General features: G+C 63.3%; 19 protein-coding genes. 9 read left to right on the top strand and 10 right to left on the bottom strand.

Going from position 1 to position 19,538, the window contains the following annotated elements; genetic code table 11:
- Positions 1–106 precede the first annotated feature (106 nt).
- Both LZ518_RS11870 and LZ518_RS11875 read right to left on the bottom strand, forming a co-directional pair.
- On the bottom strand, positions 107–589 hold the full coding sequence (locus LZ518_RS11870; RefSeq protein WP_249916189.1) for an SspB family protein: 483 nt from the start codon (positions 587–589) through the stop codon (positions 107–109).
- Positions 590–763: 174 nt separating this feature from the next.
- Positions 764–1,498: a LytTR family DNA-binding domain-containing protein gene (locus LZ518_RS11875; protein WP_249916190.1), complete on the bottom strand. Its 735-nt coding sequence runs from the start codon at positions 1,496–1,498 to the stop codon at positions 764–766.
- A 76-nt stretch (positions 1,499–1,574) separates the two neighbouring features.
- On the opposite strand from LZ518_RS11875, the gene LZ518_RS11880 reads away from it, so the two are divergent.
- Positions 1,575–1,952: a histidine triad nucleotide-binding protein gene (locus LZ518_RS11880; protein WP_249916191.1), complete on the top strand. Its 378-nt coding sequence runs from the start codon at positions 1,575–1,577 to the stop codon at positions 1,950–1,952.
- 99 nt (positions 1,953–2,051) lie between these two features.
- On the top strand, positions 2,052–3,641 hold the full coding sequence (locus LZ518_RS11885) for an amino acid permease (protein ID WP_249916192.1): 1,590 nt from the start codon (positions 2,052–2,054) through the stop codon (positions 3,639–3,641).
- A 93-nt stretch (positions 3,642–3,734) separates the two neighbouring features.
- On the opposite strand, the gene LZ518_RS11890 is transcribed toward LZ518_RS11885, so the two are convergent.
- On the bottom strand, positions 3,735–4,730 hold the full coding sequence (locus tag LZ518_RS11890; RefSeq protein WP_249916193.1) for an adenosine kinase: 996 nt from the start codon (positions 4,728–4,730) through the stop codon (positions 3,735–3,737).
- Between the two features lie 154 nt (positions 4,731–4,884).
- On the opposite strand from LZ518_RS11890, the gene LZ518_RS11895 reads away from it, so the two are divergent.
- Entirely contained in the window at positions 4,885–5,241 is a 357-nt protein-coding gene (locus LZ518_RS11895; RefSeq protein ID WP_249916194.1) for a hypothetical protein, read from the top strand.
- 46 nt (positions 5,242–5,287) lie between these two features.
- Here the strand turns inward: LZ518_RS11895 and queG are convergent, their stop codons facing one another.
- Positions 5,288–6,346, bottom strand: a complete 1,059-nt coding sequence (queG, locus tag LZ518_RS11900; RefSeq protein WP_249916195.1) for a tRNA epoxyqueuosine(34) reductase QueG — start codon at positions 6,344–6,346, stop codon at positions 5,288–5,290.
- Between the two features lie 29 nt (positions 6,347–6,375).
- Here queG and LZ518_RS11905 point away from each other — a divergent pair, with 29 nt between their 5' ends.
- Positions 6,376–7,323 carry an ABC transporter ATP-binding protein gene (locus LZ518_RS11905; RefSeq protein WP_249916196.1) on the top strand — a complete coding sequence of 316 codons (948 nt, stop codon included), beginning with the start codon at positions 6,376–6,378 and terminating at the stop codon, positions 7,321–7,323.
- The gene (locus LZ518_RS13575) at positions 7,320–8,534 is read left to right on the top strand and encodes an ABC transporter permease (RefSeq protein ID WP_249916197.1); all 1,215 of its coding nucleotides are present in this window, start codon (positions 7,320–7,322) and stop codon (positions 8,532–8,534) included. Before LZ518_RS11905 ends, LZ518_RS13575 begins: the two co-directional genes overlap by 4 nt.
- Here LZ518_RS13575 and LZ518_RS11915 read toward each other — a convergent pair.
- The 5 genes from LZ518_RS11915 to LZ518_RS11935 form a co-directional block, all read right to left on the bottom strand.
- Positions 8,531–9,277: an isocitrate lyase/PEP mutase family protein gene (locus tag LZ518_RS11915; RefSeq protein WP_249916198.1), complete on the bottom strand. Its 747-nt coding sequence runs from the start codon at positions 9,275–9,277 to the stop codon at positions 8,531–8,533. The two genes, LZ518_RS13575 and LZ518_RS11915, sit on opposite strands and share 4 nt — an antisense overlap.
- Before the next feature lie 88 nt (positions 9,278–9,365).
- Positions 9,366–10,109: an isocitrate lyase/PEP mutase family protein gene (locus tag LZ518_RS11920; protein ID WP_249916199.1), complete on the bottom strand. Its 744-nt coding sequence runs from the start codon at positions 10,107–10,109 to the stop codon at positions 9,366–9,368.
- A gap of 19 nt (positions 10,110–10,128) precedes the next feature.
- A complete protein-coding gene (locus LZ518_RS11925; protein ID WP_249916200.1) occupies positions 10,129–10,503 on the bottom strand; it encodes a VOC family protein in 375 nt (124 codons plus the stop codon).
- 58 nt (positions 10,504–10,561) lie between these two features.
- On the bottom strand, positions 10,562–11,365 hold the full coding sequence (locus LZ518_RS11930; RefSeq protein WP_249916201.1) for a LytR/AlgR family response regulator transcription factor: 804 nt from the start codon (positions 11,363–11,365) through the stop codon (positions 10,562–10,564).
- Positions 11,362–12,567, bottom strand: coding sequence for a sensor histidine kinase (locus LZ518_RS11935; protein ID WP_249916202.1), 1,206 nt, complete (start codon positions 12,565–12,567; stop codon positions 11,362–11,364). The genes LZ518_RS11930 and LZ518_RS11935 overlap by 4 nt, the downstream gene beginning before the upstream one ends.
- A 131-nt stretch (positions 12,568–12,698) precedes the next feature.
- Here LZ518_RS11935 and LZ518_RS11940 point away from each other — a divergent pair, with 131 nt between their 5' ends.
- The 3 genes from LZ518_RS11940 (at position 12,699) to LZ518_RS11955 (ending at position 16,389) form a co-directional block, all read left to right on the top strand.
- The gene (locus tag LZ518_RS11940) at positions 12,699–13,289 is read left to right on the top strand and encodes an HD domain-containing protein (protein WP_249916203.1); all 591 of its coding nucleotides are present in this window, start codon (positions 12,699–12,701) and stop codon (positions 13,287–13,289) included.
- 22 nt (positions 13,290–13,311) lie between these two features.
- Positions 13,312–15,219, top strand: coding sequence for a M1 family metallopeptidase (locus LZ518_RS11945; RefSeq protein WP_249916204.1), 1,908 nt, complete (start codon positions 13,312–13,314; stop codon positions 15,217–15,219).
- 87 nt (positions 15,220–15,306) lie between these two features.
- Complete coding sequence (locus LZ518_RS11955; RefSeq protein ID WP_348538685.1) at positions 15,307–16,389, top strand: YadA family autotransporter adhesin; 1,083 nt, start codon at positions 15,307–15,309, stop codon at positions 16,387–16,389.
- Positions 16,390–16,452: 63 nt separating this feature from the next.
- On the opposite strand, the gene LZ518_RS11960 is transcribed toward LZ518_RS11955, so the two are convergent.
- Positions 16,453–16,863 carry a hypothetical protein gene (locus LZ518_RS11960; RefSeq protein ID WP_249916205.1) on the bottom strand — a complete coding sequence of 137 codons (411 nt, stop codon included), beginning with the start codon at positions 16,861–16,863 and terminating at the stop codon, positions 16,453–16,455.
- Between the two features lie 218 nt (positions 16,864–17,081).
- On the opposite strand from LZ518_RS11960, the gene LZ518_RS11965 reads away from it, so the two are divergent.
- Positions 17,082–19,418 (top strand): putative bifunctional diguanylate cyclase/phosphodiesterase, encoded by a 2,337-nt coding sequence (locus tag LZ518_RS11965; RefSeq protein ID WP_249916206.1) that lies wholly within the window; start codon positions 17,082–17,084, stop codon positions 19,416–19,418.
- The last annotated feature ends 120 nt before the right edge of the window (positions 19,419–19,538 follow it).

The raw sequence follows: 19,538 nt of genomic DNA on the forward strand, positions 1-19,538 counted from the left end.
TCCCTTGTTTCGTCATGCCGGACTTGATCCGGCATCTGCTTTTTCTTCGGTCACCTAGCAAGTCAGGCAGACCCCGGGTCAAGCCCGGGGTGACGTCTGCGGGACGTCACTTCTTACGCGTGAAATCGACGTTGACGACGTTGGAGCCGTCTTCGGCCGGCTCCGCGACCGGGACGTCATTCTCGGCTTCGTCATGTTGCTCGGGCGAATCGACTGCGCCATTGGCCTGGAACTTGAGGCTGAAATCGACAGCCGGGTCGACGAAATCGGTCACCGCCGCGAACGGCACGACCAGGGTCGAGGGCACCCCGCCGAAGCTCAGGCCCACCGAAAACAGCTGGTCTTCGACCTTGAGGTCCCAGAAGCGGTGCTGGATGACGATGGTCATCTCGTCCGGAAAGCGCTCGGCCAGATGCTTGGGGATGGAAACCCCAGCCATGCGGGTCTTGAAGGTAATGTAGAAATGGTGCCCCCCGGGCAGCCCGCCGGTCTGCTCGACTTCACGCAGCACCCGGCCGACCACATCGCGCAGGGCTTCCTGGACGATCTCATCGTAGGGGATCAGGGACTCAGGTGCATCATCACTCATTGCCAGTTCGTGGTAGCGGGCGAGGCCATGGGGTCAAGCGGAGTCCGCCCGCCCGGCCAGGGTGAAGGCGCCGGCGCCGAGAAAATCTCGCGGGCCCGGCGAATAGCGGCGGCCCAACAACTGGCGGAATAGATGGATTTGCCGTCCGGGCTCGATTTGGGGGCAGTCGCCCGCTCAGGGGCGAAGCCCGGCGGCGTAGCGGCTGCCGACGGGCAGTTCCTTGCCGGCAATCAATATGCGCCGGTCGCCGTTGGAACCGAGCATCCGGTCGACCCGGCCGCGGTTGATCAGGAACCGCCGATGGATTCGAACGAACCCGAGCCCGGCCAGGTCCCGTTCGGCCCCGGCCATGGTCATCCTGAACAGGATGGTGCGGGAGCCGACATGAGCTTCGACATAATTGTCGGCAGCTTCAATCCAGTCGATCGACGGGGCGAGCCCCTTCAGCCCGATTGTCGCCGCGGCCGGCGGGCGGCGGAGCATTGCCTTGCGAGTAAGCACGATCAGCAAGATCGTCACGCCGATCGCCGGAAGGCGCCGCATCATCAGCAGGCCCAAATGATCGGTCACATCGCCCAGGCAGAAGTCGACCAGATATTCCAGCGCGATGGATGCGGCCGCAATGGCGAGGACAAGGCCGGCCAGGAGCGCCGGGCGGCGGACCGTATCCGCGCCGTGGGGCTGCTTCGACCATTCGAACAGCGCGAACCAGGGGACGACGGCGACCGCCGACCAGGTCAGGCTGCCCGACCAGGGGCCGACGCTCTCGCCTGTCATCAGCGCCTGGTAGCCATGACAGTAGGCGGCCCCGAGCAGCCAAACCGCAATGCCGGCGGCCAGCAGCGGACCGCGGCGAAGCGGCTCGAAAAAATAGGGGGTGAGATTGAGGCGAGGGGCGCGGCTGGCCATGCCCTCGACTTTATATGGTGCCGCCGATCCGCACAATTGGCTTGACGCCGGCCAGCGCCGCTAGGAAGTCAACGACATGCCCATCGATGCCAAGCAGCCCTATGACGAGCAAAACATCTTCGCCCGGATCCTAAGGGGCGAGATTCCGAACAAGACGGTGATGGAGACCGATCACAGTCTCGCCTTTCACGATATCAACCCGCTGGCCCCAATCCATGTGCTGGTGATTCCAAAGGGGCCTTACGTCAGCTGGGACGATTTCACCGCCAAGGCCTCGGACACGGAAATTGCCGATTTCGTCCGTACCGTCGGCGAGGTGGCGCGAGCCACGGGGGCCGACACGCAGGGCTATCGGCTGCTTTCCAACAGCGGCAAGCGCAGCGGCCAGGAAGTGCCGCACCTTCACGTGCACGTGTTCGGCGGCGAGCCGCTGGGCCCGATGTTGGCACGTTAAGGCCACAGGTCCGTTCATTCGCTGGCAAGGGGATTGCGCCCACGCTCCAAGGCGTTAGGGTCCCGCGCAAATCAAGGAACAATCTCAAGGGGAGATCGAATGGCAACTGCAGCACCGAGGGGGATTCTCGGGCGGATGATGCTGCGCAAGAGCGTAGCCCAGATTCAAGAGGAAACTCGGACTAGCGAGCTGAAACGATCGCTTGGTCCATGGAATTTGGTCTTCCTGGGCATTGGCTGCATCATTGGCGCCGGCATCTTCGTTCGAACGGGCAATGCGGCCGCGTTGCACGCCGGTCCGGCGGTGCTCATCGGCTATGCCATCGCAGGCGTCATTTGCGCCTTTGCGGGCCTGTGTTACGCGGAACTGGCATCCACCCTACCGGTGTCCGGCTCCGCCTATACCTACAGCTATGCAACCCTCGGCGAGTTCATCGCATGGATCATGGGAGCGTTGCTGCTGCTCGAATATGGGCTTGCCGCCTCGGTCGTGGCGGTCGGCTGGTCCGGCTATATGGTCAGCCTGTTGGGCGACATTGGGATAAACATCCCGGTGGCCCTGACCGGTCCAACCGGGCACCACTTGCAAAAGGACGGCGTCGACGTGCTCGTCAACGGCGCGCCCGTCGCCTTCATATTTAACTTGCCCGCTTTCCTCGTCTGCGCCGCGCTTGCCCTTTTGCTGGTGATCGGCGTTTCGGAATCGGCCAAATTCAATAACGTCATCGTGGCCATTAAGGTGACCGTGCTGATCGCCTTCATCCTGGTGGGCGGGTTCATCATTCTGCAGAATCTGCCGGCCTACACGCCGAATTGGGAACCGTTCATCCCGCCGCCGACCGGCGTGGACGGCGAGTTTGGCTGGAGCGGCATCATCCGCTCGGCGTCGATTGTGTTCTTCGCCTACATCGGCTTCGAGGCGGTCTCGACTGCCGGACAGGAAGCCAAAAACCCGGGCAAGGACATGCCGTTCGGCATCATCGGGTCGCTGGTGGCCTGCACGGTCATTTACATCCTGGTGTCGATCGTCCTGACCCTTGTAGTCAACTACAAGTCGCTGAACGTTCCCGATCCGGTGGCCGTCGCGGTCGATGCTTTCGGTCCGCAATGGGGCTGGTTCGCCAAGACCATCAAGGTCGGCGCGATCATCGGCCTGACTTCGGTTATCCTGGTGCTGATGTATGGCCAGACCCGTATCTTCTACACCATGGCCCGCGATGGCCTGCTGCCGAAGGTCTTTTCGACCGTACACCCCAAATTCCGTACGCCATGGATCAACACCCTGCTGGTCGGACTGATCGTGGCCTTTGCCGCGGGCTTTTTCGACATCAACAGCCTGGGCGACATGACCTCGGTCGGCACGCTCGCGGCTTTCGCGGTCGTCTGCCTCTCGGTCATCTGGTTGCGACGGACGCACCCTGAGATTCCGCGCGGCTATCGCGTGCCGCTCTACCCGGTCGTGCCGGCACTCGGAATCTTGTCCTGTCTCTGGCTGATCACCAGTGTCCCCGATTATGTGCTGCTCATTTTTGGCGGTTACACCGGCGTCATGATCGTGCTGTACTTCGTCTACGGCATGCACAATTCGAAGCTGGCCAGGGGCGAAGGGGCGGTCGCGGCTGTCGACGCGCCATATTACCCAGAGGATGCCCCTCGGGATGAAAGCGGCAAGCCGGTTATCCGGCCCTAGTCCGCGCATTATGGAAAAAAACGAGGGCGGGTCCGGCGACGGGCCCGCCCTTTTCATTGGCAACCAGATCGAGCTCAAGAGCCCGCTTGGCGATTAGGCCAGCACGCCCTCGGTCAGCGCCTTCAGGTCCTGCTCCGGCCGCGCTCCATAATGCTGGATCACCTCGGCGGCGGCGATTGCACCGAGACGGAGAGACGCCTTCAGTCCGAGACTCCGCGCCTCTCCGGCAAGGAAGCCGGCCGCGAACAGGTCGCCGGCACCGGTGGTGTCGACCAGCCGTGCGATCGGCTCCGCCGGAACGTCGGCCCGCTCACCGCCACGAATCGCGGTCGCGCCATCCTCCGATCGGGTAACGACCAAGGTCTGGACGTAGGCCGACAGCGCCGGAATCGCCTCCTCGATGTCATTGACCATGGCCATTGAAGTTGCCTCGGCCTCATTGGCGAAGAGGATGTCGACCTTGCCGTCACGCAGCAGCTGCCAGAAGCTGTCGCGGTGGCGATCGACGCAGAAGGTGTCGCTAAGGGTGAAGGCGACCTTGCGGCCGGCGGCATGGGCCGCCTCGATCGCCGCTTCCATCGCCGCGCGCGGCTCGGCCGGATCCCACAAATAACCTTCAAGGTAGACGATGCCGCTGTCCGCTACGGCCGCCAGGTCGACCGACTCTCTCGCGAGCAACTGAGCCGCGCCAAGGAAGGTGTTCATCGTCCGCTGGGCGTCGGGAGTGACCAGGATCAGCGAGCGCGCGGTCGCCCCAACGTCGCCGCGCGGTTCGACCAGGAAGCCGATTCCCTGTGCTTCGATGTCGTGACGGTAGATTTCGCCCAGCTGGTCGTTGGCGACCTGGCCGATGAAGGCGGCTTGCAAACCTAGTGCGGCCAGGCCGGCGGCGGTGTTGCCGGCGGAACCGCCGCTAATCTCCCGCCCAGGTCCCATCGCGTCATAGAGTCGAACGGCCTCGGCTTCGTCGATCAGGCGCATCGATCCCTTGTGCAGCCCCTGGTGGGAGAGGAAGCCGTCGGTGGTGTCGGCGATGACATCGACGATTGCGTTGCCGATGCACAGCACGTCGAAACGAGGCTTGGTCATGAAATTTTTGTCCTGCGGGGAAGGGTTGCGGCGCGCCTAGCCGTTTCGCCCGTGTCGAACAACCGTCGCCATTCCCGCGCAAGCGGGGACCTAGCAAAACGAGATTCTGGGTCCCCGCTTTCGCGGGAATGGCGAACTGTGCTTAGAGTGACCGATGCGTCGCCTAATCCTTTGTACCTTACTGCTCGCCGCCGCCTGCGCCCCGCGGCCCGAAACCGCTTCAACGCCCGCGATTCCGCACGCGCCCGCCACGTCCGGCCAGGTCGAACATCGCAGCATCAACGGCATGACCGCTCATGAGCTGATCCAGGTCTATGGCCGCCCGCGGCTGCAAGTCGTCGAGGGAGATGGGACCAAGCTGCAGTTCGCCGGGCCCAATTGCCTGCTCGACATCTATCTTTACCCGCCATCGGGCGGTGGAACGCCGCGCGCGACGCTGATCGAGGCGCGCAATGCCCAGGGTAATGACGTCAACGCGCAAAGCTGCGCTGCATCCATCCAGGATCGTTAGGACCCGAACCCAGCACCAGCAGGGCCATGCCCGAAGGGTGGGACCATCACGACCGCGCTGGTGCTGGGTTCGGGTCCTTGAGCCGCTCGATCGCCCATTTGGCGGCGTCGGCAACGACAGGGTCCTGACTTTCCAGGTGACGCAGGACTGCGGGTCGAAGGGAGGAATCGCCGCTATTTCCGACGGCGATCAGGCAATTGCGGATCATCCGGTTGACGCCGATCCGCTTGATCGGCGACCCGGAGAAGAGCTGGCGGAACGTGCTGTCGTCGAGGGCCAGCAGGTCGGCCAGCGCCGGCGCGGCCAGTTCGGGACGCGGCGCAAACGCCTGGTTGGCCTGGGCCTCGCTGGCGAACCGGTTCCAAGGGCAGACCGCCAGGCAGTCGTCGCAGCCGTAGATCCGGTTACCGATCGCCTCGCGATATTCGTGCGGGATAGGTCCGGCATGCTCGATCGTCAGATATGAAATGCATTTGCGCGCGTCGACCAGGTTGGGAGCGACGATTGCCCCGGTCGGGCAGGCGTCGATGCAGCGCGTGCAGCTTCCGCAATGCGGCTCCGCCGGCGCGTCGGGCTCAAGCTCAAGCGTCGTGTAGATGACACCGAGGAATAGCCAGCTGCCATGCTCCCGATTGAGCAGGTTGCTGTGCTTGCCCTGCCAGCCGATCCCCGCCGCCGCCGACAGCGGCTTTTCCATCACCGGGGCGGTGTCGACGAAGACCTTGAGCTGGCAGCCGCATTCGTCAGCGAGCCAGCGGCCCATCGCCTTCAGCGCCTTCTTGACCACCTTGTGATAGTCGGCGCCCTGCGCATAGACCGAAATCCGGCCGCGATCCCTGGCCTCGGCCAGCGCAAGCGGGTCGGTCGCCGGCGCATAGCTCATCGCCAGCGCTATCACTGACCTTGCTTCCGGCCACAGGCCCTGCGGGCTGGCACGCTGTTCGGCCCGCTCTTCGATCCAGCTCATTTCGCCATGATGGCCGGCGGCGATCCACTCCTTCAGCCGCTCGCCCGCTTGCGGAACGGCATTGGCACTCGCGATCCCCCAGGCGCAAAAGCCCAGCTCTGCCGCTTTATCGAAAATCCGTGCCTTGAGGCTTGCCATGGCGCGGCCACCCTTTACCCATTGAGGGCATGGGGGAAAGACCAATCGCCGCGCGGGCAACCGACCTCGTCAAGGACTTTGACGGCAAGCGAGCGGTCGACGGAGTGAGCCTGACCGTCCCCGAAAGCAGTATTACCGGCATCCTGGGCCCCAACGGCGCGGGCAAGACGACCTGCCTCAGGATAATGCTTGGAATCATCGATCCGAGCTCCGGTACCCGCTCGCTGCTCGGCCATGACAGGCCGATCGAGATCGCGCATGAAATCGGCTATCTGCCGGAGGAACGCGGGCTCTACCCGGCGATGCCGACGGTGGAAGCGCTGGCCTTCATGGGCGCGCTCAGGGGGTTGCCGCTGAAAGAGGGCCGGAGCCGGGCGTTGAAGCTGCTTGAGCAAAGCGGTCATGCCGATTGGGCGAAGCGGCCGATTCGAACGCTGAGCAAGGGCATGGCGCAAACGGTCCAGCTGCTCGGCACCATCATTCACGAGCCTAGGCTGATCGTGCTCGACGAGCCATTTGCCGGACTGGATGCGATCAACCAGCAAAAGCTGGAGCAGCTGATCCGCGACCAGGCCGCGGCGGGCGTGACGGTAATCTTTTCGACCCATGTCATCGCTCATGCTGAACGCCTGTGCGAGCGCATCGCGATCATCGCCGAGGGCAAGGCCGTGTTCGAGGGAGATGTCGACGAGGCGCGCGGCCGCCTTCGGCCGATTGTCCATCTACGCACCCGGGCCAAGGATGGCCCGTGGCGCGACGCGCTTCCGCGATCGGCCAGCCTGGTGGGCGGCGAGTGGCGGTTCGAGCTTCCTGCGAGCGGTCCCGAGCCGCTGCTCAAGGCCTTGATCGAGGGGAGCGCGGGTATTGAGACATTGAGCATTGAGCGCGCCGGTCTGCACGACGCCTTCATTGCCATCGCCGGTGAAGCGGCGGCGCGCCAAATGGGTCACGTCCCGGTTTCGGAGGAAGCTGCGTGAAGCTTCCCGAAACGATCCGCGCAGCCTTCGTCATCGCCCGGCGCGACTTCGCGGCGACGGTCCTCAGCAAGACGTTCCTCTTCTTCCTCATCGGCCCGCTGTTCCCGCTGGCGATCGGCTTCGGCTTTGTCGGGATCGGAGCGCAGGTGGACCGCAATTCCAAACTGCCCCCAGTCGCGGTCATCGGGTCGCAACAGGATTTCGAGCGCCTTGCCGCCGCCCGAGAGCGGCTTGCGCCCTTGAGCGATATGGCGCCCGTCGAGCTTCGTCATGTTGCTCCCGAGCCGAACGTGGCAGCGCAGCGAATGAAATTGCTCGCGGACAATGGTGAGCCGGTCATCGCGGTGCTCGATGGAGGCCTTATCTTCCCGCACCTGACCGGCGCGGTGACAAGCAGCGGGCGGACGACGCGACAGGTCCGCATGTACGTCGAGGAGGCGCGACGAATGTCTACCGAGCGGCCGGCCCTGGGCTCGCCGCTGCTCCTGACGCCGACCACCAGCACGTCGGGACTGAAGGCATTCACCCGCAATCTGACGGCCCGCTTCGGCCAGATCCTGCTGTTCGTGCTGACGATCATGTTGGCCGGCATGGTACTGAGCCAGTTGATCGAGGAAAAATCGAGCAAGGTGATCGAGGTGCTGGCGGCGGCCGTCCCGGTCAATGCGATATTCCTGGGCAAGCTGTTTGCCATGCTGGCCACGTCCCTGGTCGGCATCGCCTTTTGGTCGGTTACGGCGGCAAGCCTGATCGACCTGGTCAACGAAGGCGGCCTGGCCGCCCTTGCTACCCCCGCGGTTGGCTGGCCCGCTTTCCTCGGCCTTGCACTCCTCTATTTCTCGATGAGCTACTTGCTGATCGGGGCGACCCTCCTGGGAATCGGCGCCCAGGCTTCGACCGCGCGCGAAGTGCAGATTCTTTCGATGCCGGTGACGATGGGGCAATTGCTGCTGTTCGGGTTTGCAGCTGCCGGCGTGGGCGCACCGATGGGCGGACCCGCAATCGCTGCCGCAATTTTCCCGCTGTCGTCGCCCTTTGCGATGATCGCGCGCGCGGCCGAACTGCCGGCCCTATGGCCTCATTTGGTCGCCGTAGCCTGGCAGGCGCTCTGGGTCGCGCTGATCCTTAAGTTTGCTGCCGCCATATTCCGCCGCAGCGTGCTCAAGTCCGGCAAGAGCAGCCGCCGATGGTGGCAGCGCAAGCCCGCCTAGGCCAGCGCCTGCCCGGCGGCCTCCTCCAGCTGGCTCATCAGCGACATGTAGGGGAACGGGCCATGGCTGATCCGCGCTACGCCGTTGGCCGCCACCTCGGCGTTTGACGGGCAACCGGGATAGGTCATGAAGTTCACCGGCACTGGCGATTGGTCGCATAGCCGCCGCAGATAATCGAGGTTGCCGAGCATCGGCACGAAATAGCCGCTCGCCCCGGCCTCGGCATAAGCATGGGCCCGATCGACTGCCTCACTCAGCATCGCCTCGTCATGCGTTTCCTGCTTCGCCTGGAGGAACAGATCGGTGCGAACGTTGATGAAGAAATCGGGGCCGACCGCGGCACGGGCGGCCGCAATCCGTTCGGCCTGCACGTCGATCGGATGAAGCCCTTCGCCGCCGACGATCTGATCCTCGAAATTGCAGCCGACCGCGCCGGTGTCGGCCAGGCGCACGATATTGCGCGCGCCTTCGTGCGGATCATCCGAATAGGCCCCTTCGAAATCGACCGTGACCGGCAGGTCGACTGAACCGACGATGCGCTTTGCATTCCCCAGCGCAAATTCCAGCGGCACCTGCTGACCGTCGCCAAAGCCATTTGCCATGGCGACCGACGCGCTACCGGTGGCAATTGCCGAAGCGCCTGCCTTCGCTACGGCCTGGGCGCTGCCGGCATCCCATACATTGAACAGGATGAGCGGATTGCCGGGCACATGAAGCTCGGCAAATCGGGCGAAGTTCGACATGACGATGTTCTCCTTTAGTTCTCGTCATGCCGTCCGCAATCGAACTGGGCAACCCAAATCTTGCGGTCAACAAATTTGGGCGGCGATCCTAATTGATGGCCGCGCTCGCCATCTGGGTAAGCTGGGCCATAAGGGCGCGATGCGGGAAGGGCCCATGGCTGATGCGGGCGACGCCGGCCGCGGCCCATTCGGCCTTGGGCGGAGCGCCAGGGAAAGCAATCACATTGAGCGGCAGAGGCACTTCGCGGACGATCCGCTCAATCTGCCCTGAATCGGCCAGCCGCGGCACAAAGAAGCCGCTCGCCCCGGCATCCGCGAACGCCTTGCCGCGCTCGATCACCTGGTCGACCAGGGAATCATCGCGTTGATCGTTCTTGATGAACAGGTCGGTCCGGGCATTGATGAAAAAGTCGCTGCCGACGGCGGCGCGAATCGCGGCAATGCGCCGGACTTGTTCGTCGATCGGGTGGATACCGTCCCCGCCGACGATTTGATCCTCGAAATTGCAGCCGACAGCGCCGGAGCGCTTGAGGTCCGCAACATTGCGTCCGCCTTCTTCCGGGTCGGTCGAATAGGCGCCTTCGAAGTCGACGGTCAGCGGCAGCGGGTCGACCGCCTCGACGATCCGTGCCGCGTTGGCGAAGACATAGTCCAGGGGAACTTGGTGGGCGTCGCCAAAGCCGCTGGCGTCGCCGACCGGATGGCTACCGGTGGCGAGTGCCCTGGCGCCCGCCGTGACCACCGCCAAGGCACTGCCGACATCCCAGATATTATAGAGAATGACCGGGTTCCCCGGGACGTGGAGCGCGGCGAAGGTTTCAAACTTGCTCATAGCGGTCGATCTTTCTCCATCATTCCGGGGCGGGGCCGAGCTGCTGCCACAGCTCGATCTTCACATCGTTGAGGTCGACGATCCAGGCGAAGCGCCCGTAATCCTCGTCCTGGCGGCCAAGGATTTCGACACCCTTGGATTCAAGCTCGGCAATGAATCCGTCGAGGTCGTCAACCCGAAGGTTGATCATGAATTCCCTTTTGCTTGGTTCGAAATAGTCCGTCTCCGGCTTGAACGCCGAAAGCAGGGAAAAGCCTTCCGGGTCGTCGTTCTTGAACGGGAACATGGCGCCCCAATCTCCGCCGATGCCAAGGATTTCCTTGTACCAGGCACTCGTCGCTTCCTGATCGGCGATCTTGAGAAAAACACCGCCCAAGCCGGTAATTCGCGCCATCGAGCCCCCCTTTCTTGATCGTCATGCTCTCCTGCACCTGTACAGGCCGCGATTTCCGCTAGTGCACGAACCTTGCCACCACGTCGCGATAGCTTCGTGACACCTTCACCTGGGCACCGCTGTCGAGCACCAGGAAACATTCGCCATTGGTGTGCGGCTTTACCTGCCGGACAAGGTCGAGATTGACGATCGTCGAGCGGTGCACCCGCTGGAAGCGGCGCGGGTCGAGCCGCTTTTCCAGATCCTTCATCGTCTCGCGCAGGATCAGAGTATTGTCGCCGGTCTGGATGCACATATAGTCGCCGGCGGCATCGATCCGCTCGATCGTGTCGACATCGACCCGGAAAATCTGCCCCTGGTCGCGGATGTTGATCATCTTTTCGAACCGTGAGGAAGCGGGACCTTCGGGCATCGCGTCGGCCAGTTCCTCGGCTGCCTCCGGCGCATGTTCGGCCAATGCCTCCTTGAGGCGCTCGGCTTCTTCGGCGCCGCGCTTCTCGGCAAGCCGCTGCCGGACCCGGTCCAGCGTTGCCGCCAGCCGATCTTCCTCGACCGGCTTCATCAGATAGTCGACTGCCTGGGCCTCGAAGGCGCGCAGGGCATGTTCGTTATAGGCGGTGACCATCACGAACAGCGGCGGTTCGACCTCCATCATCCCGGAAATCACCGAAAATCCGTCGAACCCGGGCATCTGGATGTCGAGGAAGACCAGGTCGGGCTTGTGGGTCTTGATCGCCCGGATCGCTTCTCGCCCGTTGGCGGCGGTGGCGACGATTTCAACATCGTCATGAGCTTCCAGGCGCAGGCGCAGTCCCTGCGTCGCCAGAGGCTCATCGTCAACGAGGATGGTACGAATGGTCATGAATGATCCTTCTGGTCGGTTTCGAGCGGAATTTCGATGATAACGCTGAACCCCCCATGTTCGTTCGTTCGCGTGGAATAACCATGTGCCGCGCCATAAGCCTGCGCCAGCCGGTCCTGGATATTCGCCAGGCCGACGCCGGTTCCCTCGGCGTCGATCGGAGCGCCTCCCGGCCCCGGCCCGCTATCGGCCACCTCGATCCTGACCGCGCGCCCTTCGCGCCGCGCATTGATCCAGATATCGGCGCCATGCTCGGACGAGGTCACGGCATATTTGATCGCATTTTCGATCAGCGGCTGCAGCAGCAATGACGGCAGCCTCGCCCCGATCGTATCGCCATCGATCTTGAAATGCGGCCGCAACCGATCCTCGAACCGCATCTTTTCGATCTCGAGGTAGAGCTTCAACGTCTCCACCTCTTGTACCAGCGTCACCTTGGCGGTCGGCTCATTGACCAGCGTGTAGCGGAGGAATGAGGACAGGCGCGACAGCATCGCATTGGCGCGCTCGGTCTGTTTCAGCAGCACCAGCGTCGAAATGCTGTTCAGCGTGTTGAACAGGAAATGCGGATTTAACTGGTAGCGGAGCATTGCCAGCTGGGCGGTCGAAGCCTGGCTCTCAAGCTGGGCGCGCTGATCGATTTCCTCTTCCAGCAGCAGATAATAGTTGATCCCATAATAAAGCGCCGACCAGGCGGCGAGGATCGAGAAATCGAGAATGATCGCGCCGAGATATTCGACCCCGGCCGGCTTGGCGTCGGGCCGGAGGAAGGTGGCATAGCTCCAGGTTTCGATGAACGAGAAGGCGGCCGACGCGAGGATCACCGTGGCCAGGCTGATGATCACCGTCCAGATCGCCCGCATGACGATCAGCCGGCGGTAAAGCGATGCCATCAGCAGGGTCAGCGAATAACCGGTCGCAGTCAGCAGCAGCGTGTGGACGACGAACATCGCGCCCATCGAATTGGCGAGGCCGGACAGCGAACGGAGAATGAAATAGCCGCTCCAGCCGATCGACTGGAGCACCCAGAAGGCGCGATTCTTGTCGTCGAAAAACGGCCGGTCGAGACCGACCCCGGCCAAAAATGGCCGAGCGGGCCCCTTGCCCCGGGGACGGACGATATGATCTTGCGCGGCGGCCTCGGCCAGCGCTCTTACACTGTCGCCGGCCATCTCCGCCTGGTTCGTCGCAACGCGATCCATAAGGGCGATATAGGCCGGAGGTTCGCAACCGCCTAGGCTTGGCGTCGGCAACCCGACCGGTCTAGAGAGCAGATGAGCCAAGGGACCCCATCAAAGTACTACTTTGATGGGACCCGACTAGGAGAGGCACGATGAACGAGCAAGCGCAGCGCGCCGGCTTCCGGTCGATGGACGAGGGCACGCAAGAGGATTGGGCGATCATCGGGTCGCATTTCTTTCCGTTCGCCCAGGCGCTTCCCGATCGCGTGCTGGCGCATCTGAGGCTGCTCGACGGCGACTATGGCGGCTTTCCGATCGACCGGCTGCAGCACAGCTTGCAGACCGCGACCCGGGCGCATCGCGGCGGGGAGAGCGAGCCTTATGTGGTCATGGCGCTTCTCCACGACATCGGCGACACGCTTGGGTCCTACAATCATCCGGAAATCGCCGCCGCGATCCTGAAGCCGTTCGTCGACGAAAAGCTGCACTGGATCGCCGAACATCATGGCGTGTTTCAGGGATATTATTTCTTCCACTACCTTGGAATGAACCGCGACATGCGCGAGGCGTTTCGTGGTCATGAGCATTTCGAGGACACGGCCCGCTTCTGCGAGCTGTACGACCAAAGCGCGTTCGATCCCGCATATGACAGCGCTCCGCTCGAATTTTTCGAGCCGATGGTGCGGCGGGTATTCGAGCGTCCGCTCAACACAATTTACCGGTCCGTCGGCGAAACCGCCTGAGTCCATTTTCCGGAGAATCTGAGTGTTTCGTGCGCTGACTGCCGCTGCCGCGGCCCTGCTGCTTGCTTCCTGCCAGGCCCATGAAGCCGCTCCCTCCGCCGGGGCGGCGGAGGTGGCGCCGGTGCTGGACACCCCCGACGCGGTCGACATCCACAGCTATGCCAGGCCGCTCGAGGCCCGGGTGACTCATTTGGCGCTCGACCTGGCGGTTGATTTTGACAGCAAGCGGGTTGGCGGCACCGCAACCCTCGACATCCAGGCAAAGCCGGACGCCAAGGAAATCATCCTCGATGACAAGGGCCTGGAAATCGAAAGCGTCGCCGATGGCGCCGGCAAGCCGCTGGCCTGGAAGGTCGGCGCGAACGATCCCAACCTCGGCGCTCCGCTATCGATCGCGATCGGCCCGGACACGAAGCAGATTGTGGTCCATTACAAGTCGGCGGCCAATGCCGATGCGCTGCAGTGGCTGACGCCGGAGCAAACCGCCGGCAAGAAACATCCGTTCCTGTTCAGCCAGGGCGAATCGATCCTCAACCGCAGCTGGATTCCGACCCAGGATTCGCCGGGCATCCGCCAGAGCTGGGAAGCGAAGGTCAGCGTCGACAAGCCGCTGACTGTGGTGATGTCCGCGCCACGCGCCGCTGACCCGACCGAATCCGGCAATGCGCGAACCTTCAGCTTCAGGATGGACCATCCGGTCGCGCCCTATCTGATCGCCATCGGCGCCGGCGACCTCGTGTTCCGCGACCTTGGCAGGCGCACGGGGGTGTGGACCGAGCCGGCGATGCTCGACCGAGCCGCCGCCGAACTCGGCGACACGGAGAAGATGGTCGATGCCGCCGAGAAGCTTTACGGACCTTACCAATGGGGCCGCTATGACATGCTGGTCCTGCCGCCCAGCTTTCCGTTCGGCGGCATGGAAAACCCGACACTGACCTTCCTCACGCCGACTTTCATCGCCGGCGACAAGAGCCTCACCAGCCTGATCGCCCACGAACTGGCGCACAGCTGGTCCGGCAACCTCGCCACCAACGCCACCTGGGCCGACTTCTGGCTCAACGAGGGGATGACCACCTATGCCGAGCGGCGGATCGTCGAAGCCGTCTACGGGCCGAAGGTCGCCGCGCAGCAGGTGTCGCTCGGGCTCGATGCGATGAACAAGGCGGTCGCCGAGAACGGCGGCCCGACCGGACCCGACACGCGCCTGCACATCGACCTCAAAGGGCGCCACCCCGACGACGGCCTGACCGACATCGCCTATGAAAAGGGCGCAGCCTTCCTCCGCACCATCGAGGTCGCGGTCGGGCGCGATCGGTTCGACGAGTGGCTCAAGGGCTGGTTCGAGCGCCACAAGTTCCAGCCGGTGACGTCGAGCATGTTCCTGGCGGACATCCGCGAGCATTTGATCAAGGGCGACCAGGCGCTGGAGGCCAGACTGCAGCTCGACAAATGGGTGGGCGATCCCGGTGTACCCGGCAATATCGCGCCCGCCGATCCGAAAGCCTTCGCCGAGGTCGACGCCGCGGTGACGGCGTTCAAGGCGGGTAATCAGCCTGCCGCGGACGCCTGGGCCCGCTGGACCACCGACGAGCGGCTGCGGTTCCTCAACCGGATCGACAAGAAGCAATCGGCGGATCGAATGTCCGCGCTCGACCAGGCGTTCAACCTGTCGCGCTCCGGAAACAGCGAAATCCGTTTCGCCTTCCTCGACCTGGCGGTCAAAAACCGGTTCGATCCTGCCGTTCCAGCGCTGGAAGACTTTCTGACCGTGCAAGGGCGGCGCAAATTTGTGAAGCCGCTGATCGTGGGCCTGGCCGAGGATGAGCAGTGGGGAAGGCCGATCGCGGCGCGGATCTACGCCAAGACCCGGGCTTCCTACCATCCGGTGACGACCCGCGACCTCGATAAATTGCAGCTCGGCAAGCAGTAACGCGCCCGTTCATCCAAATATTTCTGCCACTCGCCTCTGTATCGCGCCACTAATCGCGGGGCAGAGATAGTCGACGCAACCTTACTGGTGCGCGCGCAGGATGTGGACGACTTTGACTTCCTTTGTGGGAGGTCGCACATGGCGATTGGCTTTTGCAGAATTGCGCTGACCTGTTCGGCGGGCATTCTTGGCATCAACTCGGTGCCAGCCTTGGCCGGACCGACGGTGGATTGTACTAATGCCCTAGCTGTTGGCGTTTTGGAGTGCGGTTCCTTTTCCCATACAACCGGGGAAGATTCCACGGCGCTTGGCTATGCGGCTTATGCTCTCAATTTCGCTTCCACCGCAGTGGGCTCCAAGGCGGATGCAATTAGAAGTTCGACGGCGGTGGGCGCATACAGCCATGCCTATAACTCCGGCGTGGCAATTGGTTTACGCGCCAACGTCAATCCAATGGAAACGAAGGGCGGCGGATACGCTGGCGTTGCAATCGGGCTTTTTGCCAACGTCTCTGCCGACGATTCTATTGCGATCGGCAGAAATGCGGATGCCTATGCGCAAGGTAGCGTGGCATTGGGTGCAGATTCGATCGCCGATCAGGCGAACACCGTTTCCGTCGGTTCTGTTGGCGGTGAGCGCAGGATCGTCAACGTCGCGGCCGGCACCGCGGATACCGATGCCGTGAACATGTCCCAACTCAAGACCGCCACCCAGGCGATGGCGGCACAGGGATCGCAAATTGCGTCGAATACCGCCCAGCTTGCAGCCAACAAGAGCGCGATTGCTACCCAGGACAGGCAAATTTCAACGCTGCAGACGGTCACCGGCGACCATGAAAGCCGGATCAGCGCCCTCGAACAGCTTGGATCCAGTTTCGACCTGCTTGGCGGGCGTCTCGACAGCATCGAGCTTCGCAACCTGCAGCAGGACAAGGGTATTCGCCGTGCCAACGAAGGCGTGGCGATGGCGATGGCAATGGACACCCCGGTCCTGCTGCCAGGCGAGCGGATCGCGGTGACAGGAGGCCTTGGCTATTGGAACGATCGCGTTGCCGGTGCGGCGGCGATGGGTTTTCGCGTCACCGATCATGCATCCATGTCGGTCGGGGTCGGCATCGCGCCGAAAAGCGGCAAGGCCGGTGGGAAAGTGGGATTTCGAATGGGCTGGTGACCCGCGTTGAAGGAGCGGCCGTCCTGGGAAGCGGCCTCTCTTCCCGCCGGTAACAACTCGGGATCATGCGCCGGTGTGGCGCCGTGCCAGCAGCCACCAGACAAGGCCGCATACGGCGCCGGGAATCCCGCCGGACAGGCAGATGAACAGGGCCTCGGTCCCCTGCTCCCTTCCGATCATCACGTAACCGGGTATCAGGCCGACGGCGAAGCCGGCGACGATATAGCCAAGCGCAAACTCCCGCTTCAGCGCTGCCAGGCCACAAAATATGGGAATGCCGAATGCCGTCGCGCAAAAGGCGGCAACACAGGTGACCATGAACCAGAGCCCGAACAACTGGTTGGCGCGAAACGCACCTTCACGAATGATCCAGAAGCTGCCGACGGCGGTGGCGGCCAACCCGGATGCAAGCACGGCAATGATGAATGCCCCGATATAGCGCGCCATACTGCCCTCGGCCGTGCCCATGTTCATCGCGAAATTCGCCTCCATGCGAGGCCATTACGCTTCCCCTCGTCCGCACTACAGTTGGGTTGCGACGAACGCCGTCTGTGCGGGCCGAATGGCCACGAATATCCTTGCACAAATGGTCGGAAATCGCCGGCTGATCGCGACCAAATAATGGGCTTCTTTAACCGCGAAGTAACCCAATTTGGCCTATCCCTTGGCCCCCAAGCCACGCGGATGACCGGATGTACGAGGCACCAGACCGTTACAAGCGTATGATTTCAGCGCGCCTCCCGGACGGCGAATCGCTGGGCGTTACCTCGCGCGAAACCGACGGCGGCAGCAGCCCGCTGCGCGATGCACAGCTGATCGCCCGCGGCCAGTTCGCTCCCTTCTTCGCCGCCGCCAACAGTATCGCCGCGGTCCTGATGGCGATGCTGCTCTACGGTCATGTGCCCGCCTCCTACCTTGGCGGCTGGGTCGTCGCGGTCGGCAGCGTCAACCTCATCACCATGCAATTCGCCCGCACCCAGGCCGTCACCCATGTCGGCCGATCGGGGCGCAAATTGCCCAGGCTGGCAATGGTCGGCGATATTGTGATGCGCGCCCTGCTGTGGCTGTCGCTGCCGGTATTGTCCTTCTCGATGCTTGGTGCGCAAAGCCAGATGGTTGCCGCGACCCTGATCGCCGGGCTTGGCATTGCCGCGCTGGGCCTGGTCGTCGTCCCGACCTGCGTCACCGCCTGGATGGCGATTTTCACCGCCGGCCTCAGCTATTCGCTGCTGGTCGGCCGGCACAGCATTCCGCTCGACAATATGATGGCGATCCTGTTCACGCTTGGCGTCGCCACGGTCGGCGTGTTGACCGTGGCCCGCTGGGCATTCGGCCAGTTGAAGACCAATGCCGATTTCGGATCCCAGTCGGAAAGCGCCAGCCTGTTGCTGCAGGAATATGAGCAGCGCGGCGTCGGCTGGCTGTGGCAGGTCGATGGCGAAAATCGCATCACCTATATTTCCTCGCGAATGACTGCCTTGCTCGGCCGCCCGGCCAGCGCGCTGCTCGGCCATTCCATGCCATCCTTGCTTGGCGGCCATGCCGAGCTCGGCCGGGTGCTGCTGGAGAAGCAGCCGTTCAGCAATCTGGAGATGGAGCTGCAGACCGCGCGCGGCCCGCGCTGGATTTCGATCGCTGGCGACCCGATCGTGGATACCGCCGGACGTTTCGAGGGGTTCCGCGGAGTGGGCAGCGACATCACCGAGATCCGCCACACCCAGGAACGGCTGACCCACCTGGCCAATATGGACGTGCTGTCGGGCCTCCCCAATCGCGGGCGGGTTCGCCAGCTTCTCGGCGAGGCGCTGCGGATGGCGACAGCCGGCAATGTGCCTTGCGCGATCATGTTCCTCGACCTCGACGGGTTCAAGCCGGTCAACGACACCTTCGGGCATCCGAAGGGCGATGCTGTGTTGCAGGCCGTCGCCAAGCGGCTGTGCGACCAGGTCGGCCCCGACGGCCATGTTGGCCGGATGGGCGGCGACGAATTCGCCATCGTCATCACCGATGCCCAGTCGCGCAAGAAGATCGAGCAGATGGCCGACGGCATCATCGGTGCGATCAAAGAACCATATATGATCGACCAGACCGAGATCCGCATCGGCGTTTCGATCGGCTGCGCCTTCGGCCCGATCGATGGCGCCACCGTCGACGATTTGATCCTGAAGGCCGACCTTGCGCTGTACGAGGCCAAGGGCGCCGGACGCGGCATCGCCAAATATTTCTCGTCGGAGCTGCAAACCGAACAGGATGACCGGGTGCGGCTGGAGAACGACTTGCGCGGCGCCATTGCCGCCAAGCAATTCCACCTGGTCTACCAGCCGCTGGTCAATGCCAAGACCCAGAAGCTGGTCGGCTTCGAAGCGCTGATCCGCTGGAACCATCCGCAGCGCGGCTTCGTCCCGCCCAACGTGTTCATCCCGGTCGCGGAAGAGAGCGGCCTGATGCCGGTGATCGGCGAATGGGTCATCGAAGAAGCGGTCCGCTCCGCGGCAACCTGGCCCGAGCCGATTACGGTCGCGCTCAACGTCAGCCCCAAGCAGATAATCCTTCCGTCGCTGCCCAACGTCGTCAGCCAGGCCCTTGGCCGCTACAAGTTGCCGGCCAACCGGCTGGAGCTCGAAGTCACCGAAGGCGTGTTCCTGGGCGGCGAGAGTGCAACCCTGGACGTGCTTAAGCGCCTGCGTGCGCTCGGCGTCGGCATCGCGCTCGACGATTTCGGAACGGGCTATTCTTCGATCGGTTATTTGAACAAAGCCGTATTCCACAAGCTCAAGATCGACGGCAGCTTTGTCCGCGAAGCCGGGTCCCGCCAGGAGAATGTCGCGATCATCCAGTCGATCGTCCAGCTGGCCAAGAGCTTCCGCATGTCGGTCACCGCCGAGGGCGTCGAGACCGCCGAGGACTTCGAGCGGATGCGCGACCTCGGCTGCGACACCATCCAGGGCTATTTGTTCGGCCGGCCCCTTTCCTATGAGCGTGCCAACCAGATGGTGCTCGGCCTCGGCGCCAAGCGCATGGCCGGCTGATCCACCGCCGGCCATAAGGCCAGCTTTTCTACCAACAGCCAAATTTTGGCGACGGCGGGTGCCGCCGAAGGTTCCCCATTCGTTCTCTTTCTGGCAATGAAGGCTGGCGCTTGTGGGCAT

This window comes from Sphingomonas brevis (genome assembly GCF_023516505.1).
Classification (GTDB): Bacteria; Pseudomonadota; Alphaproteobacteria; order Sphingomonadales; family Sphingomonadaceae; genus Sphingomicrobium; species Sphingomicrobium breve.

What these genes read in the sequence shown, in the direction of transcription:
- LZ518_RS11905 (WP_249916196.1), top strand. Translation starts at nt 6,376, where the DNA reads ATGGGGGAAAGACCAATCGCCGCGCGGGCAACCGACCTCGTCAAGGAC.
- LZ518_RS11930 (WP_249916201.1), bottom strand. Translation starts at nt 11,365, where the DNA reads ATGACCATTCGTACCATCCTCGTTGACGATGAGCCTCTGGCGACGCAG.
- LZ518_RS11895 (WP_249916194.1), top strand. Translation starts at nt 4,885, where the DNA reads ATGCGTCGCCTAATCCTTTGTACCTTACTGCTCGCCGCCGCCTGCGCC.
- LZ518_RS11880 (WP_249916191.1), top strand. Translation starts at nt 1,575, where the DNA reads ATGCCCATCGATGCCAAGCAGCCCTATGACGAGCAAAACATCTTCGCC.
- LZ518_RS11870 (WP_249916189.1), bottom strand. Translation starts at nt 589, where the DNA reads ATGAGTGATGATGCACCTGAGTCCCTGATCCCCTACGATGAGATCGTC.
- LZ518_RS11940 (WP_249916203.1), top strand. Translation starts at nt 12,699, where the DNA reads ATGAACGAGCAAGCGCAGCGCGCCGGCTTCCGGTCGATGGACGAGGGC.
- LZ518_RS11925 (WP_249916200.1), bottom strand. Translation starts at nt 10,503, where the DNA reads ATGGCGCGAATTACCGGCTTGGGCGGTGTTTTTCTCAAGATCGCCGAT.
- LZ518_RS11875 (WP_249916190.1), bottom strand. Translation starts at nt 1,498, where the DNA reads ATGGCCAGCCGCGCCCCTCGCCTCAATCTCACCCCCTATTTTTTCGAG.
- queG (WP_249916195.1), bottom strand. Translation starts at nt 6,346, where the DNA reads ATGGCAAGCCTCAAGGCACGGATTTTCGATAAAGCGGCAGAGCTGGGC.
- LZ518_RS11935 (WP_249916202.1), bottom strand. Translation starts at nt 12,567, where the DNA reads ATGGATCGCGTTGCGACGAACCAGGCGGAGATGGCCGGCGACAGTGTA.
- LZ518_RS11885 (WP_249916192.1), top strand. Translation starts at nt 2,052, where the DNA reads ATGGCAACTGCAGCACCGAGGGGGATTCTCGGGCGGATGATGCTGCGC.
- LZ518_RS11960 (WP_249916205.1), bottom strand. Translation starts at nt 16,863, where the DNA reads ATGAACATGGGCACGGCCGAGGGCAGTATGGCGCGCTATATCGGGGCA.
- LZ518_RS11890 (WP_249916193.1), bottom strand. Translation starts at nt 4,730, where the DNA reads ATGACCAAGCCTCGTTTCGACGTGCTGTGCATCGGCAACGCAATCGTC.
- LZ518_RS11920 (WP_249916199.1), bottom strand. Translation starts at nt 10,109, where the DNA reads ATGAGCAAGTTTGAAACCTTCGCCGCGCTCCACGTCCCGGGGAACCCG.
- LZ518_RS11965 (WP_249916206.1), top strand. Translation starts at nt 17,082, where the DNA reads ATGTACGAGGCACCAGACCGTTACAAGCGTATGATTTCAGCGCGCCTC.
- LZ518_RS11915 (WP_249916198.1), bottom strand. Translation starts at nt 9,277, where the DNA reads ATGTCGAACTTCGCCCGATTTGCCGAGCTTCATGTGCCCGGCAATCCG.